This window comes from Thiosulfatihalobacter marinus (assembly GCF_016019955.1).
Taxonomy (GTDB): domain Bacteria; phylum Pseudomonadota; class Alphaproteobacteria; order Rhodobacterales; family Rhodobacteraceae; genus Shimia; species Shimia marinus_A.
On the sequence record NZ_JAECRZ010000004.1, the window covers coordinates 171,970 to 198,865 of the forward strand.

At 62.6% G+C, this 26,896-nt stretch carries 28 protein-coding genes; 18 read left to right on the top strand and 10 right to left on the bottom strand.

The window, feature by feature from the left end; genetic code table 11:
* Positions 1 to 12 precede the first annotated feature (12 nt).
* From I3253_RS08010 to rpiA, 6 genes are all read right to left on the bottom strand, one after another.
* Complete coding sequence (locus I3253_RS08010) at positions 13 to 1,473, bottom strand: Do family serine endopeptidase (protein ID WP_332255662.1); 1,461 nt, start codon at positions 1,471 to 1,473, stop codon at positions 13 to 15.
* A 457-nt stretch (positions 1,474 to 1,930) separates the two neighbouring features.
* The gene (locus I3253_RS08015; protein ID WP_197917135.1) at positions 1,931 to 2,128 is read right to left on the bottom strand and encodes a DUF2065 domain-containing protein; all 198 of its coding nucleotides are present in this window, start codon (positions 2,126 to 2,128) and stop codon (positions 1,931 to 1,933) included.
* Complete coding sequence (hflC, locus tag I3253_RS08020) at positions 2,125 to 2,997, bottom strand: protease modulator HflC (RefSeq protein WP_197917136.1); 873 nt, start codon at positions 2,995 to 2,997, stop codon at positions 2,125 to 2,127. The genes I3253_RS08015 and hflC overlap by 4 nt, the downstream gene beginning before the upstream one ends.
* Before the next feature lies 1 nt (position 2,998).
* Positions 2,999 to 4,135 carry an FtsH protease activity modulator HflK gene (hflK, locus tag I3253_RS08025; protein WP_197917137.1) on the bottom strand — a complete coding sequence of 379 codons (1,137 nt, stop codon included), beginning with the start codon at positions 4,133 to 4,135 and terminating at the stop codon, positions 2,999 to 3,001.
* 81 nt (positions 4,136 to 4,216) lie between these two features.
* Positions 4,217 to 5,572 carry a glutathione-disulfide reductase gene (gene gor / locus I3253_RS08030; RefSeq protein WP_197917138.1) on the bottom strand — a complete coding sequence of 452 codons (1,356 nt, stop codon included), beginning with the start codon at positions 5,570 to 5,572 and terminating at the stop codon, positions 4,217 to 4,219.
* A gap of 15 nt (positions 5,573 to 5,587) precedes the next feature.
* The gene (gene rpiA / locus I3253_RS08035) at positions 5,588 to 6,376 is read right to left on the bottom strand and encodes a ribose-5-phosphate isomerase RpiA (RefSeq protein WP_197917139.1); all 789 of its coding nucleotides are present in this window, start codon (positions 6,374 to 6,376) and stop codon (positions 5,588 to 5,590) included.
* Positions 6,377 to 6,913: 537 nt separating this feature from the next.
* On the opposite strand from rpiA, the gene I3253_RS08040 reads away from it, so the two are divergent.
* Positions 6,914 to 8,287 carry an L-serine ammonia-lyase gene (locus I3253_RS08040; protein WP_197917140.1) on the top strand — a complete coding sequence of 458 codons (1,374 nt, stop codon included), beginning with the start codon at positions 6,914 to 6,916 and terminating at the stop codon, positions 8,285 to 8,287.
* Positions 8,288 to 8,294: 7 nt separating this feature from the next.
* Here I3253_RS08040 and I3253_RS08045 read toward each other — a convergent pair whose 3' ends face one another.
* A complete protein-coding gene (locus I3253_RS08045; protein ID WP_197917141.1) occupies positions 8,295 to 9,122 on the bottom strand; it encodes a lytic transglycosylase domain-containing protein in 828 nt (275 codons plus the stop codon).
* A 339-nt stretch (positions 9,123 to 9,461) separates the two neighbouring features.
* Between I3253_RS08045 and I3253_RS08050 the strand changes: the two genes are divergently transcribed.
* The 17 genes from I3253_RS08050 (at position 9,462) to I3253_RS08130 (ending at position 24,332) form a co-directional block, all read left to right on the top strand.
* Positions 9,462 to 9,650 (top strand): hypothetical protein, encoded by a 189-nt coding sequence (locus I3253_RS08050; RefSeq protein ID WP_197917142.1) that lies wholly within the window; start codon positions 9,462 to 9,464, stop codon positions 9,648 to 9,650.
* A 291-nt stretch (positions 9,651 to 9,941) separates the two neighbouring features.
* Positions 9,942 to 10,130, top strand: a complete 189-nt coding sequence (locus tag I3253_RS08055) for a hypothetical protein (RefSeq protein WP_197917143.1) — start codon at positions 9,942 to 9,944, stop codon at positions 10,128 to 10,130.
* A 264-nt stretch (positions 10,131 to 10,394) separates the two neighbouring features.
* On the top strand, positions 10,395 to 10,583 hold the full coding sequence (locus I3253_RS08060) for a hypothetical protein (protein WP_197917142.1): 189 nt from the start codon (positions 10,395 to 10,397) through the stop codon (positions 10,581 to 10,583).
* Between the two features lie 264 nt (positions 10,584 to 10,847).
* On the top strand, positions 10,848 to 11,036 hold the full coding sequence (locus I3253_RS08065; RefSeq protein WP_197917144.1) for a hypothetical protein: 189 nt from the start codon (positions 10,848 to 10,850) through the stop codon (positions 11,034 to 11,036).
* 177 nt (positions 11,037 to 11,213) lie between these two features.
* The gene (locus I3253_RS08070; protein WP_197917145.1) at positions 11,214 to 11,393 is read left to right on the top strand and encodes a Flp family type IVb pilin; all 180 of its coding nucleotides are present in this window, start codon (positions 11,214 to 11,216) and stop codon (positions 11,391 to 11,393) included.
* Positions 11,394 to 11,530: 137 nt separating this feature from the next.
* Entirely contained in the window at positions 11,531 to 12,385 is an 855-nt protein-coding gene (cpaB, locus tag I3253_RS08075; RefSeq protein WP_197917146.1) for a Flp pilus assembly protein CpaB, read from the top strand.
* A 227-nt stretch (positions 12,386 to 12,612) separates the two neighbouring features.
* Positions 12,613 to 14,019, top strand: coding sequence for a type II and III secretion system protein family protein (locus I3253_RS08080; protein WP_197917147.1), 1,407 nt, complete (start codon positions 12,613 to 12,615; stop codon positions 14,017 to 14,019).
* A 19-nt stretch (positions 14,020 to 14,038) separates the two neighbouring features.
* Positions 14,039 to 14,695, top strand: coding sequence for an OmpA family protein (locus I3253_RS08085; RefSeq protein ID WP_197917148.1), 657 nt, complete (start codon positions 14,039 to 14,041; stop codon positions 14,693 to 14,695).
* A gap of 281 nt (positions 14,696 to 14,976) precedes the next feature.
* Positions 14,977 to 16,224 carry an AAA family ATPase gene (locus I3253_RS08090; protein ID WP_197917149.1) on the top strand — a complete coding sequence of 416 codons (1,248 nt, stop codon included), beginning with the start codon at positions 14,977 to 14,979 and terminating at the stop codon, positions 16,222 to 16,224.
* Positions 16,225 to 16,239: 15 nt separating this feature from the next.
* Positions 16,240 to 17,721: a CpaF family protein gene (locus tag I3253_RS08095; protein ID WP_197917150.1), complete on the top strand. Its 1,482-nt coding sequence runs from the start codon at positions 16,240 to 16,242 to the stop codon at positions 17,719 to 17,721.
* 6 nt (positions 17,722 to 17,727) lie between these two features.
* Positions 17,728 to 18,696, top strand: coding sequence for a type II secretion system F family protein (locus I3253_RS08100; protein WP_197917151.1), 969 nt, complete (start codon positions 17,728 to 17,730; stop codon positions 18,694 to 18,696).
* Between the two features lie 12 nt (positions 18,697 to 18,708).
* Positions 18,709 to 19,686 carry a type II secretion system F family protein gene (locus tag I3253_RS08105; RefSeq protein ID WP_197917152.1) on the top strand — a complete coding sequence of 326 codons (978 nt, stop codon included), beginning with the start codon at positions 18,709 to 18,711 and terminating at the stop codon, positions 19,684 to 19,686.
* Positions 19,687 to 19,698: 12 nt separating this feature from the next.
* Positions 19,699 to 20,262 carry a tetratricopeptide repeat protein gene (locus tag I3253_RS08110; RefSeq protein ID WP_197917153.1) on the top strand — a complete coding sequence of 188 codons (564 nt, stop codon included), beginning with the start codon at positions 19,699 to 19,701 and terminating at the stop codon, positions 20,260 to 20,262.
* Positions 20,263 to 20,292: 30 nt separating this feature from the next.
* Positions 20,293 to 21,141, top strand: a complete 849-nt coding sequence (locus tag I3253_RS08115) for a tetratricopeptide repeat protein (protein WP_197917154.1) — start codon at positions 20,293 to 20,295, stop codon at positions 21,139 to 21,141.
* A 12-nt stretch (positions 21,142 to 21,153) separates the two neighbouring features.
* Positions 21,154 to 21,648 (top strand): prepilin peptidase, encoded by a 495-nt coding sequence (locus I3253_RS08120; protein WP_197917155.1) that lies wholly within the window; start codon positions 21,154 to 21,156, stop codon positions 21,646 to 21,648.
* Between the two features lie 85 nt (positions 21,649 to 21,733).
* Entirely contained in the window at positions 21,734 to 23,041 is a 1,308-nt protein-coding gene (locus I3253_RS08125) for an ATPase (RefSeq protein WP_197917156.1), read from the top strand.
* A gap of 169 nt (positions 23,042 to 23,210) precedes the next feature.
* Positions 23,211 to 24,332 (top strand): beta-ketoacyl-ACP synthase III, encoded by a 1,122-nt coding sequence (locus I3253_RS08130; RefSeq protein ID WP_197917157.1) that lies wholly within the window; start codon positions 23,211 to 23,213, stop codon positions 24,330 to 24,332.
* Positions 24,333 to 24,789: 457 nt separating this feature from the next.
* Here the strand turns inward: I3253_RS08130 and I3253_RS08135 are convergent, their stop codons facing one another.
* The 3 genes from I3253_RS08135 to I3253_RS08145 form a co-directional block, all read right to left on the bottom strand.
* Entirely contained in the window at positions 24,790 to 25,359 is a 570-nt protein-coding gene (locus I3253_RS08135) for a carboxymuconolactone decarboxylase family protein (RefSeq protein ID WP_197917158.1), read from the bottom strand.
* A 120-nt stretch (positions 25,360 to 25,479) separates the two neighbouring features.
* Positions 25,480 to 26,361: a helix-turn-helix transcriptional regulator gene (locus I3253_RS08140; RefSeq protein ID WP_197917159.1), complete on the bottom strand. Its 882-nt coding sequence runs from the start codon at positions 26,359 to 26,361 to the stop codon at positions 25,480 to 25,482.
* Between the two features lie 3 nt (positions 26,362 to 26,364).
* Entirely contained in the window at positions 26,365 to 26,823 is a 459-nt protein-coding gene (locus I3253_RS08145) for a hypothetical protein (RefSeq protein WP_197917160.1), read from the bottom strand.
* Positions 26,824 to 26,896 lie beyond the last annotated feature (73 nt).

The following is a 26,896-nucleotide window of genomic DNA, read 5'->3' on the forward strand; positions in this document are numbered from 1 at the left end:
CCCGGGTCAGGCTTACTCTTCTAGGCTCAAGGCCACGAAACGCGGCTCGCCACCCCGGCGCACCAACAGCAACAGCGATTTGCGCCCCGCTTCCCGCGCCTCGTCGATCCGCGCTTCCAGATCAGCGATGCTCAGCAGCTTCTGCTGGCTCGCCTCGGTCAGCACGTCGCCCGCGCGCAACCCCTTTTCATAGGCCACCGAGGCTTCGTCTACATCGGCCACAACCAGGCCGGTGGTGCCCTGATCCACACCCAGCTCCTCGCGCACCGCATCGGTCAGCGGCATCACCGTCAGTCCCAGGATTTCCTTTTCCCCTGGCTCGGCATCCGGCGCCGGCTGGCTGGCGGGGACCGCTTCGGCCTCTTCACGGCGGCCCAGCGTCACCTTCAGCGTCTGGGTCTTGCCATCGCGCAGCACCACCACGCGCACCGTCTTGCCCACTTCGGTATTGCCAACCTGACGGACCAGCCCGCGCACATCCGCCACGTCCACCCCGTCAAAGCTCAGGATCACGTCACCGGCCAACATGCCCGATTCGCGCGCCGGCCCCTCGGGGACATCCGTCACCATCGCGCCCGCGGCGGTTTCCAGCCCGTCCAGAGCCTCGACCATGTCTTCGCTCACGTTCTGAATACGCACGCCCAGCCAACCGCGCCGGGTTTCGCCGAATTCCTGCAACTGCGCGACCACTTTCTTGACCACGTTGGACGCCATCGAGAACCCGATCCCGATCGATCCGCCATTGGGCGACAGGATCGCGGTGTTCACGCCCACAACCTCGCCATCCATGTTGAACAGCGGTCCGCCGGAATTGCCCCGGTTGATCGCGGCGTCGGTCTGGATGAAATCGTCATAGCTGCCCGAAAGCGCGCGATTGCGCGCCGACACGATCCCGGCAGACACCGAAAACCCCTGCCCCAGCGGGTTGCCCATGGCGATCACCCAATCGCCCACGCGGGCGGTATCGCTGTCGCCAAAACTGACAAAGGACAACGGAACGTCGGACTCGACCTTGAGCAGCGCGAGATCCGTGTTCTTGTCCGTCCCGACCACCTTGGCGGGCAGTTCCTCGCCAGAATAAAACTCGATCAGGATCTCGTCGGCGCCATCAATCACGTGGTTGTTGGTCACGACATACCCGTCTTCCGAGATCACGAATCCCGATCCAAGCGCCGACGTGCGCCGCGGGCGATCCCCATTGCCTTGCCGGTCCTGGAACTCGCGGAAAAAGTCCTCGAACGGGGATCCTTCGGGCACGATGCCCTGAGGGCCGGTGCGGCCCGCGACAACCGTGGAGGTGGTGATATTCACAACCGCGGGGCTGAACTTCTCTGCCAGGTCGGCAAAGCTCTCGGGCCGGGCCTGAGCCGAAACCGACTGGACCAGCGCCACCGCCAAGACCAATGCCGCGAGCCAAATCACCCGGAAATGCGCCAATGTCTGGCGCGGAATTGCCAATGCCTGAGGTGTCACTCTTCTCTCTCCTGTGTTGTTCTCTTCCGGCCGGTCCTGCACATGTTTCGTCCGGCGCGGCGACACCATGAATGTAGGCGCCAGCCACGACAACGCAATGTCGATCGCAAGCCCGCAATTCGATGTGATCCGTCCGTGAGGCCACCAACCGGCCGCAAGCCGCGCGCGCGCCAGGGGCATTCGCCCGGACCCCGCTGGCCTATCGCCGCGACAATCCCAGGCCATTCGCGCCCTGAAACACCGCGCTGCCGGAAATTAATTGAATATTTCAAATGCCTTAGGCAGAAAGCCCGCGATCAGTCAGGCCACCACCCGGGCCAGGCAAACACCCGATGGAACATCAGCCCCATCCGCCCATCCGGGCATCGGCGAAATCCCGCGCCCTTTGTTTCAGGGTTTCACGACCCGGTGAGCATCCCGTCACATCCCGCGGCATGTCCCGAAATTGCGGCGCCCGTCACGCGCCAAGCGTCTTGGCCACCCAGACAAAAACCACGCCCAGACCCAGCGCCACAAGACCCAGCGTGCGCCGCTGGTTTTCGGAAAGACTGCGCAGCGCCGCCAACAGGTCTTCCACAAGCGAAGGGGCCAGCGCATAGACCAGCCCCTCCACAATCAAGACCAGCCCAAGGGCCAGTATCGCCGTGCCGATCATGGCCGGCCCGTATCGCTCTTCAGATAGTTGAAGAACTCGCTGTCCGGCGACATCACCATCGACGAATTGTCCCCGCCCAGCGCCGCACGATAGGCGTTCAGCGACCGGTAGAATTCAAAGAATTCCGGATCGGCGCCAAACGCGTCGGCAAAGATGGCGTTGCGCCGCGCATCCGCTTCACCGCGAATGATCTCGCTTTGGCGATTGGCATCCGACACCAGCTCGACCACGGTCCGGTCGGCCTGGGCACGCACCCGCTGCGCGGCTTCGTCACCACGTGCGATTTCGTCGGCGGCTTCGCGTTCACGTTCCGCCCGCATCCGCGCAAAGGTCGCTTCCAGGTTGGCTTGCGGCAGGTCGGTGCGTTTCAGGCGCACGTCGACCACATCCAGCCCAAGGCCACGCGCCTCGGAAATGGCCGCGTCGCGGATCTGGTTCATCAGCGACACACGGTCTGCCGACAGCACCGAATCCGACCGCACAGAGCCCAGAACCTCGCGGGTCTGCGAGCGCAGGATGTTGTCCAGCCGGCGTTCGGCCAGCTCAATTCCGCCGGTACCAACGGCCTGACGGAACTGTTTCACATCCGCGATCCGGTAGCGCGCAAAGGCGTCCACGACCAGACGGCGATCGTCCAGCGGCGTGACTTCCAGAGGCCCCACTTCGCGGCTCAGGATGCGGTCGTCATATTTCACCACCTCCTGGATCAGCGGGATCTTGAAGGCCAGGCCCGGATCTTCCTTGACGGTCACAACCCGGCCAAATTGCAGCACCAGCGCCTTTTCGCGCTCGTCCACGATGAACACCGAACTCAGCGCCGCGGCCGCGACGATCACGAGAACCGGCAATAGATACGTTGTCTTACGCATATCAGTTCCCCCCCTGCTTGCGCAGTTCGTTCAGCGGCAGGTAGGGCACCACGCCCTGACCGGACGTTTCCTGGTCGATGATCACCTTGTCGATGCCCCCCAGAACTTCTTCCATGGTTTCCAGATACAGACGCTTGCGGGTCACATCCGGCGCCTTCTGGTACTCTTCAAGCACCGCCGAGAACCGGCTGGCCTCACCTTCGGCCTCGTTCACGACCCGTGCGCGATAGCCTTCGGCCTCTTCCAGAACCTGTGCGGCTTCACCCCGCGCCCCGGCAAGAACCCGGTTGGCATAGGCGTCGGCCTGTTTCTGCAAGCGGTCCCGCTCCTGGCTGGCCGATTGCACTTCGCGGAACGCGTCCTTCACCGGCTCGGGCGGATCGGCCCCGTCAAAGTTGATCCGCACGATATTCACGCCCGAATTATAGGTATCCAGCGTTTCCTGGATCAGCTCTTGCAGGCGGTCGGCAATGATGCCCCGGTCCCGGTTGAGGATCGGCGCCAGCTCCGACTGCGCGATGATCTCGCGCATCGCCGATTCCGCCACCGCGCGGATCGTGGTTTCCGGGTCGCGCAGGTTGAACAGGTACTGCGCCGGATCGGAAATGTTCCAGACCACCTGGAAATCGATGTCCACGATGTTCTCGTCCCCGGTCAGCATCAGCCCGTCTGTGCTGCGCGAACTGGCCGGGATATCCTCGGTCTGTTCGTTCGTCACCGGCACCACCTCGGCCGTCACAAGCGGCCAGGGGGCAAAGTTCAGGCCCGGATTGCCGGTGGCCGAGTATTTGCCCAGAAACAGCTCGACCGATTGCTCCTCGGGCTTGACCGAGTAAAAACTGGCCAGCGCCCACAGGCCCGCCGCGACAAGCACGCCGATCCCCACGGTGCCCCGTGTCAGGGCCGGCCCGCCACCGCCGCCGCGCGGCCCGCCGCCGCCTGATTTACCGCCGCCGCCGCCGCGCCCGCCCATCAGCACGCGCAGCTGGTCCTGGCCCTTTTTCATAAGCTCGTCGATATCCGGGATCTGCGGCCCCTCGCCCCCTTCGGGAGGGCGTCGTCCGTCGCCATTGTTCCCGCGGTTGCCGCCGCCCTGATTGCCGCCCCCTCCCCAGGGGCCGCCACTATTGCCTGCCATAAAGGTTCATCCCTTTCCTACATCTAATTCGGCGCTGCCTCTAACCTGAGGTCTGCGCCGCAAATTTCAACCCATGCGCCCCTAGGCGGTGCGCACCGGGCTCTTCATCGTCACCAGTTCCTCGGACATGGTCGGGTGCACCGCCACTGTCCGGTCAAAGTCTTCCTTGGTGGCCCCCATCTTCACCGCGATCCCGGCCAGCTGGATCATCTCGCCCGCCCCCGGCGCAACGATATGACACCCCAGCACCTTGCGCGTCGCCCGGCTGACCACCAGCTTCATCAAAACCCGGTCATCGCGCCCGGCAAAACTGGTCTGCATCGGGCGAAAGCTGTTGCAGTATACCTCAACCGGCTCGATCTCGCGCGCCTCTTCCTCGCTCAGCCCCACCGTGCCCATTTCGGGCTGGGTAAAGATCGCCGTCGGGATCAGCGCGTGATCCACCGGCGTCGGGTTGCCCCGGAACACCGTCTCGACAAAGGCCATGCCCTCGCGGATCGCCACCGGCGTCAGGTTCACCCGGTCGGTCACATCCCCCACCGCATGAACCGACGGCACCGATGTCTGCGAATACGCATCCACGATCACCTCGCCCTTGCGGCCCAGGTCGATCCCCAGTTCCGCCAGCCCCAGCCCGTCGGTATTGGGCACCCGCCCGGTCGCGAACAGAACCTTGTCGAACCGGCGCTCGGTGCCGTTGGTGGCCTTGACGCGCACGCCGTCGCCATCCTTGTGCATCTCCATGACGGTCGTGCCCAGATGCACGTCAATACCGTTCTGGCACATCTCTTCACAGACCAGCCCGCGCGCCTCGTCGTCAAAGCCGCGCAATATCTGCGCCCCGCGATAATACTGCGTCACCGCGACACCCAGACCGTTCAGGATGCCGGCGAACTCACTGGCGATATAGCCCCCGCCGACGATCAGGATCGAACCGGGCAGCTTGTCCAGGTGAAAGACATCGTCCGACGTGATGCCCAGTTCGTCGCCCGGCAGGCCCGGCAGCACCGGCCGCCCGCCCGTGGCGATCAGGATATGCCTGGCGGTCTTGCGGGTTCCGTCGGCCAGCTCCACCGTGTGCGGATCCGCCAGCCTGGCGCGCTGATCATAGGTCTGCACGCCGTTGGACGCCAGAATGTTGCGGTAAATGCCTTCCAGCCGGTCCAGCTCGGCATGAAGCTTGCCCCGGAAATGCGGCCAGTCGAACGCGATCTCTCCGAATGTCCAGCCATAGGCGCGCGCGTCCTCGCCCAGCCGGGCATATTCGCTGGCAAACACCATCAGCTTCTTGGGCACACAGCCCCGGATCACACAGGTGCCGCCATAGCGGTCTTCCTCGGCCAGCGCGACCTTCACACCCTCCTGCGCGGCCACACGCGCAGCCCTCACGCCACCGGAGCCACCACCGATGACAAACAGATCATAGTCGAAAGACATGAACCCTCGTTTTTCCTAGTCCACAAGATCCGTGAACAGATTGTCGGTTTCGGCGAAATCCAGCATCGCCTCTTCGATCGTGCCGGCATTGATGTCGCGCACTTCCACGCGCCCGTCGCCATAGCCCACCACGACCGCATCACAGATATCAATGAACAGCCCGTTTTCAACCACGCCCGGCATCTGGTTCATCACCATGGCCAGCTGGCGCGCATCGCCGATCCGCTTCAGGTGCAGATCCAGGATATGATTGCCCTCGTCCGTCATGAACGGCGCATCGCCATTCATCCGCAGCGTCGTGGTGCGGCCCAGAACATCCATGCTGACCAGCGTTTCCTCGATCAGCGCCTGCGTGGTCTGCCAGCCGAACGGCACCACCTCGACCGGCAAGGGGAACGCGCCCAGCGTTTCCACCTCCTTGCCCACATCGGCGATCACCACCATCTGGTCGCTCGCCGTGGCCACGATCTTTTCCTGCAACAGCGCCCCGCCGCCGCCCTTGATCAGGTTCAGGTTGCCGTCGAATTCATCGGCCCCGTCAATGGTCACGTCCAGCCATTTGGCGGCATCCAGGCTCACCACCTCGATCCCCACCTCGCGCGCCAGCTCCGCCGTGCGGGTCGAGGTCGGCACCCCCTTGATGCGCAGCCCCTGGTCGCGCACCATCTCGCCAAGACAGCGCACCAGCCAGGCCGCCGTCGATCCGGTGCCCAGCCCCACGCGCATCCCGTCCTCGACAAAATCCGTGGCCCGCTTGGCGGCGACGAACTTGGCCTTGTCGATAGGCGACAATTCTCCGGACATGCAACGACTCCTTCATGCGATCTCGCAGAACTTATAGGAAAGAAGTCGGCGCAGGGCCACGGTCAAAACACGCTTTTCCCCGCTTCCGGTGGCAGCGGGCGCAGAAATCGCCCCGGCGCCGGCCCATCCGCTCTCTCCGGCCTGTCGCCCGGGCGCCGCGCGCCTTGCCAAAAGATGTGCAAGGCCGCCAGGAGTTCCGCCTTCGGGTCAGGATCATCCTGATACCGCGCGACCCGTCGCAACATCGTGCGCCTCGTTAACCGGGCCATTTGCGGCCCCGCGCCCCGCCGCGATACCCACGCAATACCGACATGATACCGACGCACCGTTTTTGCCCCCGCCCCTTGTTAACCTGTGCCCCCCGGCGATTCGTTGCACAGTCGGCCCGCCCCGGGGCACGGTCGGTCAACGAACGGTCAGGACAAGCCAGGCGCGCCGACATGCGCCTTTTTGCGTGCGAAGCGTCGTTTTGGGCCGGTCTTTTCCACCTCTGCGCACTAATCTCGCCGCAAAGCCATCTCAGATCCGGACGCGCGAATGTTCCTCTCTGTTTTCGACATGTTCAAAGTGGGCGTCGGCCCGTCCTCCTCGCACACTATGGGCCCCATGGTCGCCGCCGCGCGCTTTCTGGATGCCATGCGCGCATCACCGTTTGAATTCAATGGCTTGCGCGCCACGTTGCATGGATCGCTGGCCTTTACCGGCGTCGGCCACGCCACCGACCGCGCCACCATTCTGGGCCTCGCCGGGTTCCGGCCGGACAGCTACGATCATGACAAGGCCGAGGCCGCGCTGACCGGGATCAGGCAGACCCACAGACTGCACCCCGACGGACTGCCCGCTCTGCGTTTCAATCCGCAGGAGGATCTCAAGTTCGATTTCGGCCCCAACCTGCCCGGCCACGCCAATGGCATGATCCTCATGGCCACCGACGCGCAGGGCGACGTGATCCTGCAAGAGACCTACTATTCCATCGGCGGCGGCTTCGTGATGACCGAGGCCGAACTGGCCGCCGGCAAGGACACCGACGAAGGCGCTCCCGTCCCCTATCCCTTTAAAACTGCTCAGGAAATGCTGGACATGGCGCAGCGCTCGGGCAAGACGATCGCCGAGATGAAAAAGGCCAACGAGATCGCGCGGGGCTGCACCGAAAGCCTTGCGCGGGGCTGTGCGCGGATCTGGCAGGTGATGAATGACTGCATCGACCGGGGCCTGACCACCGGCGGCACCCTGCCCGGCGGGCTGGGCGTGAAACGCCGTGCCAAGGCGATCCACGACGCGCTTCAGGCCGAACGCGGCATGAACCTGAACGCGCCCCACACGATCAACGACTGGATGAGCGCCTATGCCATGGCCGTCAACGAAGAGAACGCCGCCGGCGGGCAGGTTGTCACCGCCCCCACCAATGGTGCCGCCGGGGTGCTGCCGGCCGTCATCCGCTACTGGCTCGATCACGTGCCCGGCGCCAGCGCGTCGCGCATCGACGAATTTCTGCTGACCGCCGCCGCCATTGGCGGGCTGGTGAAATTCAACGCGTCCATCTCCGGCGCCGAAGCCGGGTGCCAGGCCGAGGTCGGCTCTGCCGCCGCCATGGCCGCCGCCGGCCTGTGTGCGGTCATGGGCGGCACCCCGGAACAGGTTGAAAACGCAGCTGAAATCGCGCTGGAACATCACCTCGGGATGACCTGCGATCCGGTCCGGGGGTTGGTGCAGGTGCCCTGTATCGAGCGTAACGGGCTGGGCGCGATCAAGGCGGTCAGCGCCGCCAGCCTGTCGCTGCGCGGTGACGGCACCCATTTCGTGCCACTGGATGCGGTGATCGAAACCATGCGCCAGACCGGGGCCGACATGCACGAGAAATACAAGGAAACCTCGCTTGGCGGCCTTGCCGTGAACGTGCCGAACTGCTGAGCCCGCGCTAGGGCATCGCGAACACACAGCCGTCGCTGATCAGTTCGGGCGGTGTCAGACACAGGGCGCGCGCCACGGTATAGGCCGCCAGCACCTTGGGCACGTAATCGCGGGTTTCGGCAAATGGCGGCACGCCACGATGGGTTTCAATCGCGCGCTCCCCGGCATTGTACCCGGCCAGCACCAGAATCGGATCACGCCCGAACCGCTGCATCAGGAAATCCAGAAACCGCACGCCGCCGGCGATGTTCTGCGCCGCGTCCAGCGCCTCGGCCGTACCGAACCGCTCTGCCGTGGCCGGCATCAGCTGCATCAGCCCCTGCGCCCCGGCCGCGCTCAGCGCGTCCGCGCGCCCGCCCGATTCCACCGCGATCACCGCCACCACCAGCGCCGGCGACACCTCGGTGCCCACCGTGGCGGTCAGGATCTCGATCCCGTGTGCCTGAATGATCTCGCGCAGGTCCGACAATCGCGGCGTCCGCACCCCCGCTCCGGCCGGCGGGTTGGCCAACTGCACCAGCGCCGGTTCAAGCCGCCCCGGCCCCGTTGCCTCCAGATCCGGCGAAATTCCCTGCCAGAACCAGCCATAGCTTTGCCCCGCCACCGCTGGCACCGCTGCGGCCGCCACACCCGGCGACGGGGCCGCCACCGCCGGGGCGGCACGCGGCTCGATCTGTATGGTAATCCGTTTGCCTTGCCCGGGTTTGGGCGGCTTGACGCGCCTTGCTTCGAAATCGGGGAACGGCGCGGGGCTTTGCGCCCGCACCGGCACCACAACCGGCAAGGCCAGTCCGGTTGCCACAAGGGCCACCACACCAAGATCGCGCCATTTCATTGACCTGCGCCTGTTTTCTGTCTGCTCGCCACGATCATCGCAGACCCGCGCATTCCGGACCAGCCTTGCGCGCCACACAGCCGCCAGGATGTGGCGATTCTGCCGGAATTGACGCTTCAAATCCCTGACCTGTCAAAAATCTATTTGAAAATCATATAGATATTAAAAAAGTACGAATATTTTCCCTCGCTCGAAAATGGTGCCACTTGTGCCCAATTCCCGCCCCAATCCCCAACGATATTTCAATCATACCGGATCGGGACGGGCTGATGTGAGAGACCCGCCAAGGCCCGACCCGGTCAAGACCGAAACCAACCTGATCCTTTGGAGGGACATACCATGATCAACTTCATCAAGAACTTCCGCAAAGACGAAAATGGCGCCGTGACCGTTGACTGGGTTGTGCTGACCGCCGCCGTTGTCGGCCTGGCCGTCGCCGCCTACACCACGATCGAAACGGAAACCAAAGACCTGGCATCCGCCGCCGGTAGCCGGATCGCCGTGGAAGACACCCTGGCCACCGACTAAGCCCAGGCCGGAATTCCAGCTTGAAAGGGTCGCGCGGTTCGCGCGGCCCTTTCTTTTTGTGTCACATCACTGTCCGGCCCAAGGGGCCTTCTATATGGACACCGCCTTTGGGGCAGCACACGGAAACGCCCGCGTAAAATCGCACAAACGTACAATTCAGGCCCAATTCCCGCCCCAATGATCAGCGAAACATTAACCATACCAGGCCGGGATCGGGATTTGAGAGAGACCCCCACCATTCCCGCCCCGGTCAAGACTGAAAACCAACCTGATCCTTTGGAGGGACATACCATGATCAACTTCATCAAGAACTTCCGCAAAGACGAAAATGGCGCCGTAACCGTTGACTGGGTCGTGCTGACCGCCGCCGTTGTCGGCCTGGCCGTTGCCGCCTACACCACGATCGAAACGGAAACCAAAGACCTGGCATCCGCCGCCGGTAGCCGGATCGCCGTGGAAGACACCCTGGCCGCCGACTAAGCCCGGCCCGGAATTTTCCTGAAAAGGGGTCGCGCGGATCGCGCGGCCCCTCTTTCTTTTGGCGATCTGGCGTCCGCCGCGATGGACGCGGCCGTTCAAATTCCCGGGAAAAGAACTGCTAATGTACGATTGCGGCCCAAATCCCGCCCCATTCTCTGGCGATAATTTGCGCATGCCAGGCCGGGATCGGGATATGAGAGACCCCCACCATTCCCGCCCCGGTCAAGACTGAAAACCAACCTGATCCTTTGGAGGGACCAAACCATGATCAACTTCATCAAGAACTTCCGCAAAGACGAAAATGGCGCCGTGACCGTTGACTGGGTTGTGCTGACCGCCGCCGTTGTCGGCCTGGCCGTCGCCGCCTACACCACGATCGAAACGGAAACCAAAGACCTGGCATCCGCCGCCGGTAGCCGGATCGCCGTGGAAGACACCCTGGCCACCGACTAAGCCCAGGCCGGAATTCCAGCTTGAAAGGGTCGCGCGGTTCGCGCGGCCCTTTTTCGTTGCCCAAAGGCGCCCGCACCGGGGCACTCGATTGTCCTGCACCTTCCCCTGAAAAGAACCACAATCGCACGATTGCGGCCTCAATCCCGCCCAATTCTCCAAGGATATTTCAATCATACTAGGCCGGGATCGGGATTTGAGAGAGCCCCACCATTCCCGCCCCGGTCAAGACTGAAAACCAACCTGATCCTTTGGAGGGACCAAACCATGATCAACTTCATCAAGAACTTCCGCAAAGACGAAAATGGCGCCGTGACCGTTGACTGGGTCGTGCTGACCGCCGCCGTTGTCGGCCTGGCCGTTGCCGCCTACACCACGATCGAAACGGAAACCAAAGACCTGGCGTCCGCCGCCGGCAGCCGGATCGCCGTGGAAGACACCCTGTCGACGGACTGATCCATCGCAGGTATTCCAGTTTGAAAGGGGCCGCGCCACCGGGCGATACGGCCCCTTTCTTTCGGCTGCCGCCATACAGCTGAACCACTTGTTTACGAGTTGCTGCCATCCTGACACGACCCCCGGCTCAAGACCCGCCTGGTTCCGCGCGTCAGTCAATTTTGAAAGGGTCAGGTCATGAAAAAATTTCTTGCGCGCTTCCGGGGATGCGAAAAAGGCGCGATTTCCGTCGAATGGGTTGTCTTGACAGCCGGCGTCGTGGGCCTTCTGCTTGCGGTGATGAGCACGCTTGGCGCGGATGCCAAGCAAAAGGCCAGGGACACCAGCAGCTTCATCGACGACCGCGACAGCTTCTGACACCCCCGCCGCACCCGCCATCAAAGCTGCGCCAAGCGACCCTCAAATCGCCATAATCCTCTGCCACAGTGACCCGGAACCAATCCCTGCCCCGACTCGTCAGTCGGGGCGAAAGATGGAAAACGAGGTAACGAGACATGCGTGCGATATTTGCAGTAGTGCTGCTGGTTGGCCTGGGACTTGCCGGATTTGCGGTCTACATGGCCCAGAACTATATCGAAGGCTACCAGGCCGCGCTGGCCAAGGAACGCGCCGGGCGCCAGAACATCGAACTGGTGGACGGCTTCATCATCGCCAAGGCGCTGAAATACGGTGAAACCCTTGAAAAAGAAGATGTGCGCAAGGTCAAATGGCCCAAGGCCGCCATGCCCGACGGCATGTTCACCACGGTCGAGGCGCTGTTCCCCAAGGGGGATGATCGCCGCCGCGTGATCCTGCGCGCCATGGAAAAGGGCGAGGTGCTGATCGAGGCCAAACTCACCAAACCGGGTGAAGAGGCCGGCATCACGTCGCGCCTGCAACGCGGTCAGCGTGCCTTTGCCATCAAGGTCGATGTGGCCAGCGGTGTCTCGGGCTTTCTGCGTCCGGGCGACCGGGTGGATGTCTACTGGACCGGCCGCGCCGGCGGCAAACAGGACGCACGCGGCGAATTCACCAAACTGATCGAGGCCAACGTGTCGCTGGTCGCCATCGACCAGACCGCCGATGAAGAGGTCGATACCGGCACCATCGCGCGCACCGTCACCGTGGCTGCCTCGCCCCAGCAGGTTGCGGCACTGGCGCAGGCCCAAACCACCGGCCGCCTGTCGCTGTCGCTGGTCGGGGCCGAGGACGATACCGTGGCCTCGGCCATCGAGGTGGACCAAAGCGCGCTTCTGGGCATCGAGGTACAACAGGAGGTGGTCGAACAGCGCGAAGAACAGCGCGTCTGCACCATCAAGACCCGCAAGGGCGGCGAGATCAAGCAGATCCCGATCCCGTGCACGAACTGATGCACCACCAGAGTCATGAAAGGGGCGTCCGCATGTCGGGCGCCCCTTTCATGTTGCCCGCCCGGCGCGGCAGTCGCCCACCGCATGGCCTTGCCTGTGGCAGGACATCCACATGCAGAAAGGCGGCGAAACCTTTGATTCTTGCAAAATTTCACAATCTGGCGCAGAGTGTCGCCAAAGGCGGGCACAAGACCCGCAATCCGAGGCGTGATCGAGAGGCAGGTCACATGACATATCGACGTATTCTTGGGGCGGCCCTGCTGGGTGCGATCCTTGGCATTCTCCTCGTGCTGACCGGCCCGTCGCAGGCCGAAGTCCTGCGCGTCGTGCGCAGCGGCACGTCTTCCACGCTCGGGGTTCCGATGAACCGCGCCGTGGTGGTCGAAAGCGACGTGCCCTTTGCGGAACTGTCCATCGCCAACCCTGCGATCGCCGACATCTCGTCACTTTCGGACCGCACCATCTATGTGCTGGGCAAATCGCCGGGCATGACCACGCTCACGCTGCTGGATGCTTCGGGCAAGCTGATTACCAATGTCGAGGTGCGCGTGGCGCCCGACATATCGGAATTCAAGGAACGTCTGGGCCAGATCCTGCCCGGCGAAAAGATCGAAGTGCGCACCGCCAATGACGGCGTGGTCCTGTCGGGCACCGTCAGTTCCGCCCAGAAACTCCAGCGCGCGCTGGATCTGGCCGAACGCTATGCGCCCCAACGCGTCTCCAACCTGATGGTGGTGGGCGGCGTGCAGCAGGTCATGCTCAAGGTGCGCTTTGCCGAGATGCAGCGCTCCGTTTCCAAATCGCTCAGCTCGTCGCTGGCCGTGGGTGGCGAAGGGCTGGGGATCGAAACCGGCACCTGGCTGTCGGGCGACAACGGCCTGGGCAATCCGGTTACCGTCTCCGACGGCACTGTCGGCGCCCTGGCATTCCAGTTCGGCGTCGGTGCGTTCGAGGTGGGCGTTCTCCTGGAAGCCCTTGAAAACAAAGGCGTTGTTCGCACATTGGCCGAACCGAACCTGACCGCCCTTTCCGGGCAGGAGGCCACCTTCCTGGCCGGGGGCGAATATCCCGTCCCCGTGGCACAGGAAGACGGCGCCATCACGGTCGAATTCAAACCCTTCGGTGTCGAGCTGGATTTTGTCCCGCGCGTTGTCGATGGTGATCTGATCAACCTGGAACTGGCCGCCGCCGTGTCCGCCATCGACTCGACCAACAGCTATTCGGACGGCACGCTCAGCATCAGCGCCTTCAAGCGGCGCGAAACCACCACCACCGTGGAACTGCGCGACGGCGAAAGCTTTGCCATTGCCGGTCTCCTGCAGGACGATTTCCTTGACAACAACGCCCAGGTGCCGTGGCTGGGCGACATCCCGGTGCTGGGGGCCCTGTTCCGCAGCGCCGATTATCAGCGCAACCAGTCCGAACTGGTGATCATCATCACCGCGCATCTTGTTACCCCCACGCGGGGCGAGGCGCTTGCCCTGCCCACCGACCGTGTGAAACCGCCCACGGAACGCGATCTGTTCCTGTTCGGCAAAGTCGCGCGCGACGAAAATCGCCGCCCCCAGAAAGGCGCAGCCAGCGAAGTGGCCAAACAGGACTTTTCCGGGTCCTACGGCTATGTCATGGACTGACGAAGGAGCCACCATCGCCATGTGGAACAAACTTGCCGCCGCCGCTCTGCTCTTCGTCGCCGCCTGCACCGATGGCAGCGGCACCGTAACACCGTCGTTCTTCAACGAGGCGGGCGCCGTGATCGACACGGGCAATTTCGGCTATGCCACCAACAACAACACCGCGATCCAGAATGGCGACAAACAGTATGTCCTGTCCCTGGCAAACCGTTTTGCCGAGGAAGTCGACACAACCGTGAACTTCGCCTTCGACAGCGCCCAGCTTGATCAGGAGGCCCGCACGATCCTGCGCCAACAGGCCAGCTGGATCCAGCAATTCCCCGAAGTACGCTTCAAGGTTTACGGCCATACCGACGCGGTCGGTTCCCAAGCCTACAACAAGGCGCTGGGAATGCGCCGCGCGCGCGCCGTGGTTGCCTATCTTTCCAGCCAGGGCATCGGGCGCGACCGGCTCGAAGCGGTCGTGTCGCTGGGCAAGAGCCAGCCCTTGATCGTGACCCAGGGCCGCGAACGCCGCAACCGGCGCACCGTAACCGAAGTGACCGGCTTCGTGGATCGCCATCCCACCGTCATGGACGGCAAATATGCCGAGATCATCTATCGCGAATATGTCACCAGCGCGGCACCGCGCACCGGTCTCAAGGGGCTGTCCGCCACCGGGACCACGGGCGAATAACCCAACCCAACCTCGTAAACCTCCAGGACCGGCCCCCGTGGCCGGTCCTTCTCTTTGTGAAACGATAGCGCACGGGCACCGCCATCGTCGCATAATTCCGCACAATTTCGGTTTTTTGGCCCCAATGTTGCCCCACTTGCCAGCGACTTTCACTGCAACGGGACCAGTGTGCCAATCCGAGTCGGCCACTCCCCAGAACCGGGACGCCCTGGGAAATCTCATGCGGCGAACGAACCCGTCAGAGTAGTAGCGGTCACCCGCGTGCAAGGAACTTGAGGCTTATGACAAGTAGCGAGCCGACCCAGACAGAGATGAGTCCGATCCTGGCATGTACGATTTGCCGGGACGTACAGAATTTCGAACTGCTTATCGTGGACATGGAAGAAGCCCTTGGCGAGCAATGGGGCGATCTGGGTTTTGAAGACGCCATTCCCTTCATGGAACAGCCTGACGCGGCGCATCTTGAATTCCTGGCACTGGCGATTGACGACCTGGACGAGGAAAACCTGGACCAGATCGTGGAAATCATCACCGCCGCCCGCGAGCGCGGCATCCGCACCCTGTTGATTGCCGAAGAGGTGACGCCCGCGTCGCTGCACTACCTGCTGCGCCACGGCGCTGACGAATTCATCCCCTACCCGTTGCCGCCGGGCGAATTGCAGTCGGTCATCGACAAGCTGCACGCCCCCGAACCCGCGCCAGAACCCGTCGCCCAGCAGCCCAGGGTCTCGCTCAGCTCGGCCACCGAATCCCGCGAAGGCGTGCTGATCGCCGTGCAGGGGCTGGCCGGGGGCACCGGGGCCACCACGCTGGCGGTCAATCTCGCCTGGGAACTGGCCAACATCGACAAGAAGGCGCCGCCATCCGTCTGCCTGCTGGATTTCGACCTGCAATTCGGTTCGGTCTCCACCTTTCTCGATCTGCCCCGCCTGGATGCGGCCTTCGAGGTGATCACCGATACCGACGGGCTGGACAGCGAAAGCTTTGGCCAGGCGCTGCAAACCTACGAGGACAAGCTGCACGTGCTGACCTCGCCGCCCGACATCATCCCGCTGGACCTTGTCACCCCCGAGGATGTCGAACGCATTCTCGACGTGGCGCGGCGCCATTTCGATTACGTCATCGTCGACATGCCCAAGACGCTGGTGCAATGGTCCGAGGTCGTGCTGAGCGCCGCGCATGTCTATTTCTCCACCATGGAGATCGACATGCGGTCGGCCCAGAACGCGCTGCGCCTGAAACGCGCCTTCCAGGCCGAGGATCTGCCGTTCGAAAAACTGCGCTACGTGATGAACCGCGCGCCGAAATTTACCGATCTGTCGGGCAAGAGCCGGGTCAAGCGCCTGGCCGAAAGCCTGGGAATCTCGATCGATCTGCACATGCCCGACGGTGGCCGCCAGGTGCCCGCCGCCTGCGACCACGGCCAGCCGCTGGGCCTGAACGCGCCCAAGAACCCCCTGCGCAAGGAAATCGCCAAGCTGGCGTCAAGCCTGCATGCGCTGGACCAGACCGACGACAAAGCAGCCTGACGGAAGGGCAAGACGATGTTTTCCAGATACAAGAAGACCTCCGATCCCAAACCGGCCGCCGCCGTGGCTGACAAGGCCGCCAAGGCGCTCAATGCCCGTCCTTCCGCCAATCCGGCCGCCGCCCCTGCCACGCCGCCGCCCGCCGCCGTATCGGTGAAAACCAGTCTGCGCAAGGCCGCCCCCGCGGCTGCGGCCCAGCCCGTGGCCGGCGACAAGGAACGCCGCCGCAAGGAACGCCTGGGCGAGATCAAACTGGAACTGCACCGCGAACTGCTCGACAATCTGAACCTGGCCGCGCTTGAAAAGGCGTCGGAAAAGGAACTGCGCGCGGAAATCACCTCCATCGCCACCGAGGTGTTGCAGGAAAAGGCCATCGTGCTGAACCGCGAAGAGCGCAGCACCGTGTTCCAGGAACTGTATGACGAAGTCACCGGGCTTGGCCCGCTGGAAACCCTGCTCAAGGATGACAGCGTCAACGATATTCTGGTCAATGGCCCCAAGCAGATCTTCGTGGAACGCTCGGGCAAGCTGGAACTGACCGATGTCGTGTTCAAGGACGAACGCCACCTTCTGCGCATCATCGACAAGATCGTGTCCGCCGTGGGCCGCCGCGTCGATGAATCCAACCCCTATGTCGACGCCCGCCTCAAAGACGGCTCGCGTTTCAACGCCATGGTGCCCCCGATCGCGGTGGACGGCTCGCTGGTGTCGATCCGCAAGTTCAAGAAGGACAAGCTGGGCATCGACGATCTGGTGAGTTTTGGCGCGTTTTCCGAACAGATGGCCGCCTATCTTCAGGCCGCCGTCGCCACCCGCCTCAACGTGATCGTGTCGGGCGGGACCGGCTCGGGGAAAACCACCACGCTGAACGCGCTCTCGTCCTTCATCGACAATGACGAACGCATCCTCACGATCGAGGACACGGCCGAACTCCAGTTGCAGCAAACCCATGTGGGCCGCATGGAAAGCCGCCCGCCCAACGTCGAGGGCAAGGGCGAGGTATCCCCGCGTGACTGTCTGAAAAACGCCCTGCGGATGCGCCCGGACCGCATCATCGTGGGCGAGACCCGCGGCGAGGAAGTGATCGACATGCTTCAGGCCATGAACACCGGCCATGACGGGTCGATGACCACGATCCACGCCAACTCGGCGCGTGACGGCGTGTCGCGTCTGGAAAACATGATCGCCATGGCCGGGATCGAAATGCCGATCAAGGCCGTGCGCTCGCAAATCTCTTCCGCCGTGAACCTGATCGTGCAGGCCTCGCGCCTTCAGGACGGCTCGCGCCGCATGACCTCGATCACCGAGATCACCGGCATGGAAGGCGATGTCATCTCGATGCAGGAGGTGTTCCGCTATCAGCGCACCGGCCTGACACCGGAAAACAAAATCATCGGCCATTTCACCGCCACCGGCGTGCGTTCGCATTATTCCGAACGCTTCCGCATGTGGGGGTACGATCTTCCGGCCGAAATCTATGAACCAACTGCGGGGTAAGGACCAATGCCGTTTTCTCCCGAACTCATCGTCTACGGACTTATCTTCGTGGGTGTCTTCGTTTTGGTCGAAGGCGTCTACCTGACGGTCTTCGGCAAATCCATCAGCCTCAACAGCCGCGTCAACCGCCGGCTCGAGATGCTCGACAAGGGCGCGCGCCGCGAAGAAGTGCTCGAACAGCTCCGCAAGGAGATGAAACAGCACGGCCAGACCCGCAGCATCCCGCTGTATTCCCTGCTGGCCGACAAGGCCCAGAAAGCCGCCATCGCCTTCACGCCCAAACAGCTGATGATGATGATGGCCGCCGTTTCGGTCTTCTCCTTTGTCGGCCTGTCCATCGGCACCGAAACCGGAGTGATCACCACCGTCGTCATCTCGGTGATGATGGGTGTGGGCGGCGTCTATACCTGGGTGTCCATGAAGGCGGGCAAACGCATCTCGCTGATCGAGGAACAACTCCCCGACGCCATCGAACTGATGGTGCGCTCCCTGCGTGTCGGTCATCCGTTCTCCTCCGCCATTCAGATCGTGTCCAAGGAAATCGACGATCCGCTGGCCACCGAATTCGGCGTCATCGCCGACGAAAGTGCCTATGGCCGCGATCTGGGTGAGGCGCTCAAGGACATGGCCGAACGCCTGGACATGCAGGATCTGCGCTTTCTGGCCGTCGCCGTGACCATCCAGCAGCAATCGGGCGGCAACCTGGCCGAAATCCTCGCCGGTCTCTCCAAGGTGATCCGCGCCCGGTTCCGCCTGTTCCGCCGGGTCAAGGCGATCACCGCCGAGGCAAAATGGTCGGGCAAGTTCCTGTCCGCCTTCCCGGTCGTGGCGCTGATCGTCATCAACCTGCTCGACCCGAACTATTACGACGAGGTCAAGCCGCACCCGTGGTTCATCCCCGGCGCCATCGCCGTCGGCATGTTCCTGGCCGTCAACCTGTTCGTGATGCGCGTCCTGACGAACATCAAGGTCTGAGGAGATACCGACATGAACACGCTCGACGCCCTCAACATGATGCTGACCGACATCCTCGGTCCACGCGGCCCGATGATCGGGGTCTCGCTTGTCCTGATCTTCGTGATCATGGCCGCCGTGCCGCTGATCCTCAGCCGCCGCGAAGACCCGATCGACAAGTTCAAGCGCGCCCAGAAAGAGGGCGCCGCAGGCAAGGATTCCCGCAAGGAGGCGCTGCGCCGCAAGTCGAACAACGCCAAGCTCGACAAATACAAGGCGTTTCTCGAACCCAAGAACGAGGAAGAACTGTCCTCGCTGCGCCTGACCCTGATGCAGGCCGGCTACCCGTCGCGCGACGCGGTGCGCGCCTATCATCTGGCGCAGATGCTTCTGGGCATTCTCGGCCTGATCGGCGGTGTGCTCTATTTCGTCTATGTCAAGGGCACCGAAGGCGCGACCACGCAGGATACGCTGATGTACACGCTGGGCCCCGGCGGGATCGGTTACATGCTGCCCAAATACTGGGTCACGCGCCGTGTCGAATCCCGCAAGGAGGAAATCACCTCCGGCTTTCCCGACAGCCTGGACATGATGCTTGTCTGCGTCGAGGCGGGCCAGTCGCTGGATCAGTCCATCGTGCGTGTCGCGGGCGAATTGCGCGCCTCCTACCCGGCGCTGGCGGACGAATTCCAGATCGTCGCCTACGAAATGAAGGCCGGCAAGGACAAGGCACAGGTGCTTTCGGACATGGGCGAACGATGCGGTGTCCAGGACGTGTCGTCCTTTGTCACCGTTCTGATCCAGTCCGCCACCTTCGGCACATCCATCGCCGAGGCGCTGCGCGTCTATGCCGGGGAAATGCGCGACAAACGGGTGATGCGCGCCGAAGAGGCAGCAAACAAGTTGCCAACCAAGATGACCCTTGCCACTATGATGCTGACGGTTCCGCCGCTTCTCATCATCCTGGTGTCGCCGTCGATTGTCGGAATTCAGAATATCGGCGGCAACTAGACACGGACGCGCATGTTGGCATCTCGGGTACTCGCCCCGCTCCTTACCGCCACGCTTCTGGCCGCCTGTTCTCCGGGCGGCCTTCGCCCGTCGGCCGACAGCCCCTATGCCCCACCGGTCGACACAACCAAAGAGGCGGTAGACGGCATTGTCGTCGGCTGGCGGTTGATGGAGGCCGGCGAATACGAACTCGCACTGGATGCTTTTGCCCGCCATGCCGTCGATCACGGCACCACCCCTGAACTCAAGGCCGCCGTGGGCACGGCCTATCTCGGGCTGGGCCGGCTGGGCCAGGCAGAGACAATTTTGCGCGACAGCCTCAGGGAAGACCCCAACAACCCGGAAACATGGAACAATCTGGGCGTTGTCCTGATGGAGCGCGGCAATCTGCCCGAGGCCGAGCAGGTATTTCGCAAGGCCTATGCGCTGGACAATGGCGAAAGTGACTCAATCCGCGACAATTTGCGCTTAGTACTCGCAAAATCGAAAAACCCCGGCTATGATGACGGGAAAACACAAGAATACAAATTGGTGCGGCGGGGCAGCAGCGACTACCTTATCCGGGAAACACCATGAAAAGGCACGAGCAGTAAAAGGACGCAAAAAATGCGCCATCCTTTCCTTGGGACAATCGGTGTGGCAGGTCTTGCCCTTCTTGGGGCATGCGCCAACACCGGCGACGAAAGCGTTGAACGCGCCATCCAGAATGTGAACGCGGTGGACGAGGCCAATCTCTCGGACATCATGCTGACGGTGGCCGATCCGAACGAGGGCATCGCCTATTTCCAGCGCACCCTGGGAGACAATCCGGACCGGATCGATCTTCAGCGCGGTCTGGCGATTTCCTTTGTCCGCGCCAAACGGTATTCCGAGGCGGTTCCTGCCTGGTCAAGGGTGGTCCGCCACAAGGACAGCACCAATACCGACAAGGTCGATCTGGCCGATGCCCAGATCCGCGCGGGCAAATGGAAAGAGGCCGAGAAAACGCTCGACTCCATTCCCCCCACGCACGAAACCTTCAAACGCTACCGGCTCGAGGCGATGATCGCCGACAGCAAACAGGAATGGAACAAGGCCGACAGTTTCTACGAAGTCGCCGTGGGGCTGACGACCCGCCCCGCCGGCGTGCTCAACAACTGGGGATATTCCAAGCTGACGCGCGGCGACTTTGGCGAGGCCGAACGCCTGTTCAGCGAAGCCATCCGCCAGGACAACACCCTGTTCACCGCCAAGAACAACATGGTCCTGGCACGCGGCGCCCAGCGCAATTACACCCTGCCCGTGATCCCCATGGTCCAGACCGAACGCGCCCAGCTTCTGCACACGCTGGCGCTGTCGGCGATCAAACAGGGCGACACCCAGACCGGCAAGGCGCTGCTGCGCGAGGCGATCGAAACCCATCCGCAATATTTCGAGGCGGCCGTGCGCTCGCTCGACGCGCTTGAAGAAACCTGAGCGGGGCCAATCATGCTGATCACCGCTTCGTCGGCGCTGTGGTTCCTGCCCTTCGTCCTGCCGATCTGCTTTTACGTGGCCTGGTCCGACATGCGCGCCATGCGCATTCCCAATAACGCCGTGCTGGCGCTGTTGGGCGTGTTTGTCGTTGTTGGCCTCGTCGCCCTCCCGTTTGGCGATTACGCCTGGCGGCTGGTGCATGTGGTCGTGATCCTGCTGATTGGCATGGCGCTCAATGCCAGCGGCCTGGTTGGCGCGGGCGATGCCAAGTTCTCTGCCGCCGCCGCGCCGTTCATCGCCTTCGGCGATCTGCGGCTGGTGCTGGCGATTTTCGCCGCGACGTTGCTGGCGGCCTGGGTCACGCACCGTATCGCCAAACATTCCCCGATCCGCCGCGCCGTCCCCGATTGGGAAAGCTGGGATCAGGGCTGGGATTTTCCCATGGGTCTCGCGCTGGGCGGCGCGCTGGCGATCTATCTGACGCTCGGGGCCTTCCTGGGGGCCTGAGGCGGCCCGAATATCGCCATTTTTCTGGTGTTAAACCAGAACAAGGAATTCCGCGCCCCAGTGGCGCCCGGTCGGAGATTCGCCAATGAATATGCAGACATCCCATGTCATGGCCCCGCCGCCACCCAAGCGGCTCGAAGAAATGCGCCTGCCCGTCGTGATGATGCGCGACATCCTTCTGAAAACCATGTTCCGCAAGAATGTCGACATGGTTTCGGACCTTTCCGGAGCCATCTGCCTGCCGCGCGCCGTGACCCAGGAACTGGTCGACATGGCACGCGACCAGCGTCTTCTGGAAGCCACCGGCACGCTGAACGCCAACAGCGGCAACGAGATGGGCTATCAGCTCACCGATCTCGGCAAGGCCCGCGCCCAGGATGCGCTGGCGCAATCGGAGTATTTCGGCCCCATGCCGGTGCCGCTGGATGTTTACCGCGAACAGGTCAAGCGCCAGTCGATCCGCAATATCCAGATCACCCGCCAACAGCTGACCTCGGCCATGGGCCACCTGATCCTGCCGGGCTCGCTGCTGGACCATCTCGGCCCCGCCGTCAGCGCCGGTCGCTCGATCCTGATGTACGGCCCGCCGGGCAACGGCAAATCCTCGATCTCCAACGGTATCCGCGACGCCATGGGCGACAAGATCTACGTGCCCCGCGCCATCGAATATGCCGGCCAGGTGATCACTGTCTATGACCCGATCGTGCATTCCGCCGCCGAGGATGACGAACAGGATCCCAATTCCCTGCGCCGCGTCGCCCGCTTTGACAGCCGCTACGTGAAATGCGACCGCCCCACCGTGATCACCGGGGGCGAACTGTCGCTGGACATGCTTGATCTTGTCTACAACCCGACCGCGCGCACCTATCAGGCGCCCTTGCAGCTCAAATCCACCGGCGGCATCTTCATCGTCGACGATCTGGGCCGGCAGGCCGAACCGCCCCAGACGCTGGTCAACCGCTGGATCGTGCCGCTGGAGGAAAGCAAGGACATTCTGGCCCTGCAATCGGGCGAGAAATTCGAGGTGCCGTTCGACACGCTGGTGATCTTCTCGACCAACTTCCACCCAAACGAGATTTTCGACCAGGCCGCGCTGCGCCGGATCTTCTTCAAGATCAAGATCGACGGACCCAGCCAGGAAAACTTCCTCAAGATCTTTGCCCTGGTGGCCAAGAAAAAGGGAATGCCGCTGGACGAGGCATCGCTGGTGCATCTGCTCAAACGCAAATACCCCACGATCGACAATGTCTATGCCAATTATCAGCCGATCTTCCTGATCGACCAGATGATCTCGATCTGCGAATTCGAAGGCATCCCCTACCAGATGTCCCCCGACCTGATCGATCGCGCCTGGGCCAACATGTTCGTCAAGGACGAACATATCGTCAAGTAGGCCCCGCACGGCGCCCGCCCCCTCCCCGCGCAGCGCCAACAAGCCTGCGCCGGTCGGATCCGGCCTGCAAGACAAGGCCCTTTCCCCAACCTTACCTTGGGGAAACCCTTGACCATCGCCCGCCAAATGGTGCTATCTGCCTGCCACCTGCTATGAAATGAGTCCGTTCATGTACCAGCCCGCCATCACCGGCACCGGTGTCTTTACCCCGCAACAGGTTATCACCAACGAAGAGCTGGTCGTCGCCTTCAACGCCTATGCCGATCTGGAAAATGACAGGAATGCCGATGCCATCGCCGCGGGCACGATGGACGCGATCCCCCATTCAGACACCGATTTCATCTTCAAGGCCTCCGGTATCCGCCAACGCCATGTGATCGACAAGACCGGCGTTCTGGATCCGCATGTCATGCACCCGCTCCTGCGCCAGCGCGCCGATGACGAACCTTCGCTGATGTGCGAAATGGCGCTGGATGCCTGCCACAAGGCCCTGGCCCGGGCCGGGGTGGATGCCGACGAGATCGATCTGGTGATCTGCGCCGCGTCGAACATGGAACGCGCCTATCCCGCCGTCGCCGTCGAAATCCAGCAGGAACTGGGCGCGGGCGGATTTGCCTTTGACATGAACGTCGCCTGCTCTTCGGCCACGTTCGGCATCCAGGCCGCCGCCGACATGATCCGCGCCGGATCGGTGCGCAAGGCCATCGTCGTCAATCCCGAAATCTGCTCGGCGCATCTGGAATGGCGCGACCGCGACTGCCACTTCATCTTTGGCGATGTCGCCACCGCCACCGTTCTGGAACGCAGCGACGACGCCACCGGCGCCTGGTTCGAGGTGCTCTCCACCCGCTGCGCGACACAGTTTTCCAACAATATCCGCAACAATAACGGCTTCCTGCGCCGCTCGCGCCCCGACGGGCTGAACGATCGCCGCGACATGCAGTTCATGCAGAACGGCCGCAAGGTGTTCAAGGAAGTGCTGCCCTTGGTTTCGGCCCATATGCTGGGGCACCTGTCGCAAGAGGGCATCAACCAGTCCGCCCTGCGCCGCCTCTGGCTGCACCAGGCCAACAAGACGATGAACGATTTCATCGGCAAAAAGGTTCTGGGCCGCACCCCCGAACCCGGCGAACAGCCCAATATCCTGCAAGATTACGCCAACACATCCTCAGCCGGCTCGATCATCGCGTTTTCCAAGTATTCCGACGATTTCGCCCCCGGCGACCTTGGCATGATCTGTTCCTTTGGCGCGGGCTATTCGGTGGGATCGGTGCTGGTGCGCCGCCACTGATGCCGAATGCCAACCGGCGGCACCACGATTCGCCCTCTGGACGCCGACCCGCGACACCCGCATGTCATGAATGACAGGCCAACCTAAAATACCTGTCAGAAACAACAGTCAATCCTTACCCAAAGGTTTGTGATTCCGTACCAGACATCCCCGGTTCCGTAGGGTAATTTGGATGTCAGAAGGCGTCAGACGCGCATATGGCCAGATCCCCAGATGGCCGCGCAGATGGTTTCGGGCGGGGGCAACCCTGTTCACCTTCTACTCTGTGCTGTCCCGTGCAGAGGTTTGATCGAAGCGCACACCCGTGCAACTCGATTTTCCTGTATGTCATTGTATGACGCAAGGGTGTTCCGGTTTCCGGGGCACCCTTATTCGTTCCACGGGCTGGTTCCACTGGGCAGGCAACGCGCCCGCCACGGGGGCTATGGCGCATTGGCTGACGCTGCCGCCAGCGCGGTCATTCCACCAGCCCGCTGGCCCGGCCAAAATCGGAATAACATGTCGGGCTGCGCAACCTGTCCAGCACTTTTTCGTCCACGCCATGCGGATCAAGGTGGTACTCCGTAACGCCTGTGCCCTCCAGCATCCGGTTCATCAGGTTGAACAGCCCACAAACCTGAATTGCATCGAACAGCGCCGCTTCCGACCAGCCGGCATCGTAAACGGCCTCGGCATCGGCCTCGGTCATCTGCGCCGGCGTACGGGTGAGTTTCCCCGCATAGGCCAGTAACGGTTTGAGTTTTTCGTCAACCGGCGCTGCGGCCATATCTTCCATCATCGCTTCTATGTCACTGACATCAATGCCAAAAGCCTTGGCATGCACCGTATGTGCCCCATGGCAGAACCCACAGGCATTCAACCCCGAAACATAGGCGGCAATCAATTCTCTCTCTGCGACGCCAAGATCGCTGGCCCCGCGCATGACCCGATTCTGGTATTCAGACAGCGGCGCCATCTTGTCGGGAAACGCGCGATAGACTTCCGCCAAACCTGCGCCCTCGGGCAACGAGGGGATCAAACGTTTCATCCTTGCTCCTTCCATTGTCAAACACCCAACACGAATGCGTTCCACCAAAACCCGAACCACTGGATCCTGGCGCAGCGCGTCAACGGCCGATATCTCGCGCCCCGAACCCGGCCGCCGGCCTCAGCGCATCCGGATCTTGCCCGGCCCGTCCTCCGCCACCCCCATCTCCACCAGAACCGAAGCATCCCCCTTGGCGCCCAGATGGCTCAGCGGATCCGGCAACAGCCCCATGCTCATCGCCAATGCCGCCAGCTCGGCCCGGTTGCCCAGCCCCGTCTTGGCCAGGATATTGTTCATGCGCTGACGCACCGCCGACACCGAAATCCCCAGCCGCTCGGCGATCACCTTGTCCTGCATCCCGCCCCCGATCATCTCCAGCAATTCGCGTTGCTTGTCCGAAATCGCATTGCGTTCGGTGAATTCCGCGGCGAAATGGGTCATGTAGCGCTGATGCCCCATCAACGCGGCCGTGTTCAGAACCCAGCCATGGGTTCGGATGATATGCGTCATCTCGCGCTTGCTGTGATCACCGGAAAAGGTGATCAGCGCCGATTGCGGCGGGGCGTGAACCCGCAGCGGAATGGAAAACCCCGCCCGGATTCCGCGCGCCGCCGCCTCGCGCAGCACCTTGTAGCGGGCCTCGGGAATATGGCGGTTCTCATCGACAAATTCCAACCCCACCGCCAGCGGCGTCAGGTAATGCATCGCATGGGTGCGGAAATAAGACCATTTGTGCAGATCCGGATCCTGATTGACCTCGTTCAGCCAGGTTGAATCATAAGACGTGCGAATGAACAGCGTCTTTTTCCAGTTGTGGTAATTGCTTGCCGAAATGAAATCGATATAGGGCAGGTTCAAGGTCTGGCCCAGCCGCACGATCAGACGCCAGACATCCGACGAATGCGCCGTCGCCTCAAGATCCACCAGAAACGCCTGCAACAGCTCCGGCACATGCCGCTCGGCCTCGACAAGCTCGCGGCGGGGCTGGTGTTCGTGCACCACGGCTCAGCTCGCTTCCTCTTCCAGGTGCAGCTTCATGTCCACCAACACCTGCTGCAAGGCCAGCGTTTCGCGCAACAGCCGCCTGGCTTCGTTCATGGTAATGATGCCATCCGCGATCGACTGGCTGTATTCGGCCATCAATACCGCAAATCGCTGGCTCAGCGCGATCACGTCGGAATTCACACCCCCGCTCTCGGACGCGTTGCGCCGCCGCTCGTCATGGCTCAGCGTGATCCCCTTCAGCTCGGCCAGCGCGGCGGTGACATGCGGATAAGACGCCGCCTCCTCCAGCGCCGCCACCGCGTCGATCGGCATGAACCGGTCGCCATGTTCGTCATGGGCCGAATAATACCGCCCCAGCGTGGCCTTGGACTTGCCGGTCAGTTCACAGGCCGCCTCGATGCCCACATCCTTGACCAACGCTTCCGAATGTTTCTTCAGATAACTGCCCACAACGCTCATACCAAACTCCAGTCCCAGCCGCGCCGCCCCCCGTGCCGGGGAAAGCGCCAAGTCTTTTCCCATTATAGCCGTA

Bases quoted from the DNA above. Each gene is read 5' to 3' on its own strand.
- I3253_RS08015 (WP_197917135.1), bottom strand. From the start codon at position 2,128: ATGATCGGCACGGCGATACTGGCCCTTGGGCTGGTCTTGATTGTGGAG.
- hflC (WP_197917136.1), bottom strand. From the start codon at position 2,997: ATGCGTAAGACAACGTATCTATTGCCGGTTCTCGTGATCGTCGCGGCC.
- hflK (WP_197917137.1), bottom strand. From the start codon at position 4,135: ATGGCAGGCAATAGTGGCGGCCCCTGGGGAGGGGGCGGCAATCAGGGC.
- gor (WP_197917138.1), bottom strand. From the start codon at position 5,572: ATGTCTTTCGACTATGATCTGTTTGTCATCGGTGGTGGCTCCGGTGGC.
- rpiA (WP_197917139.1), bottom strand. From the start codon at position 6,376: ATGTCCGGAGAATTGTCGCCTATCGACAAGGCCAAGTTCGTCGCCGCC.
- I3253_RS08040 (WP_197917140.1), top strand. From the start codon at position 6,914: ATGTTCCTCTCTGTTTTCGACATGTTCAAAGTGGGCGTCGGCCCGTCC.
- I3253_RS08045 (WP_197917141.1), bottom strand. From the start codon at position 9,122: ATGAAATGGCGCGATCTTGGTGTGGTGGCCCTTGTGGCAACCGGACTG.
- I3253_RS08050 (WP_197917142.1), top strand. From the start codon at position 9,462: ATGATCAACTTCATCAAGAACTTCCGCAAAGACGAAAATGGCGCCGTG.
- I3253_RS08055 (WP_197917143.1), top strand. From the start codon at position 9,942: ATGATCAACTTCATCAAGAACTTCCGCAAAGACGAAAATGGCGCCGTA.
- I3253_RS08060 (WP_197917142.1), top strand. From the start codon at position 10,395: ATGATCAACTTCATCAAGAACTTCCGCAAAGACGAAAATGGCGCCGTG.
- I3253_RS08065 (WP_197917144.1), top strand. From the start codon at position 10,848: ATGATCAACTTCATCAAGAACTTCCGCAAAGACGAAAATGGCGCCGTG.
- I3253_RS08070 (WP_197917145.1), top strand. From the start codon at position 11,214: ATGAAAAAATTTCTTGCGCGCTTCCGGGGATGCGAAAAAGGCGCGATT.
- cpaB (WP_197917146.1), top strand. From the start codon at position 11,531: ATGCGTGCGATATTTGCAGTAGTGCTGCTGGTTGGCCTGGGACTTGCC.
- I3253_RS08080 (WP_197917147.1), top strand. From the start codon at position 12,613: ATGACATATCGACGTATTCTTGGGGCGGCCCTGCTGGGTGCGATCCTT.
- I3253_RS08085 (WP_197917148.1), top strand. From the start codon at position 14,039: ATGTGGAACAAACTTGCCGCCGCCGCTCTGCTCTTCGTCGCCGCCTGC.
- I3253_RS08090 (WP_197917149.1), top strand. From the start codon at position 14,977: ATGACAAGTAGCGAGCCGACCCAGACAGAGATGAGTCCGATCCTGGCA.
- I3253_RS08095 (WP_197917150.1), top strand. From the start codon at position 16,240: ATGTTTTCCAGATACAAGAAGACCTCCGATCCCAAACCGGCCGCCGCC.
- I3253_RS08100 (WP_197917151.1), top strand. From the start codon at position 17,728: ATGCCGTTTTCTCCCGAACTCATCGTCTACGGACTTATCTTCGTGGGT.
- I3253_RS08105 (WP_197917152.1), top strand. From the start codon at position 18,709: ATGAACACGCTCGACGCCCTCAACATGATGCTGACCGACATCCTCGGT.
- I3253_RS08110 (WP_197917153.1), top strand. From the start codon at position 19,699: ATGTTGGCATCTCGGGTACTCGCCCCGCTCCTTACCGCCACGCTTCTG.
- I3253_RS08115 (WP_197917154.1), top strand. From the start codon at position 20,293: ATGCGCCATCCTTTCCTTGGGACAATCGGTGTGGCAGGTCTTGCCCTT.
- I3253_RS08120 (WP_197917155.1), top strand. From the start codon at position 21,154: ATGCTGATCACCGCTTCGTCGGCGCTGTGGTTCCTGCCCTTCGTCCTG.
- I3253_RS08125 (WP_197917156.1), top strand. From the start codon at position 21,734: ATGAATATGCAGACATCCCATGTCATGGCCCCGCCGCCACCCAAGCGG.
- I3253_RS08130 (WP_197917157.1), top strand. From the start codon at position 23,211: ATGTACCAGCCCGCCATCACCGGCACCGGTGTCTTTACCCCGCAACAG.
- I3253_RS08135 (WP_197917158.1), bottom strand. From the start codon at position 25,359: ATGAAACGTTTGATCCCCTCGTTGCCCGAGGGCGCAGGTTTGGCGGAA.
- I3253_RS08145 (WP_197917160.1), bottom strand. From the start codon at position 26,823: ATGAGCGTTGTGGGCAGTTATCTGAAGAAACATTCGGAAGCGTTGGTC.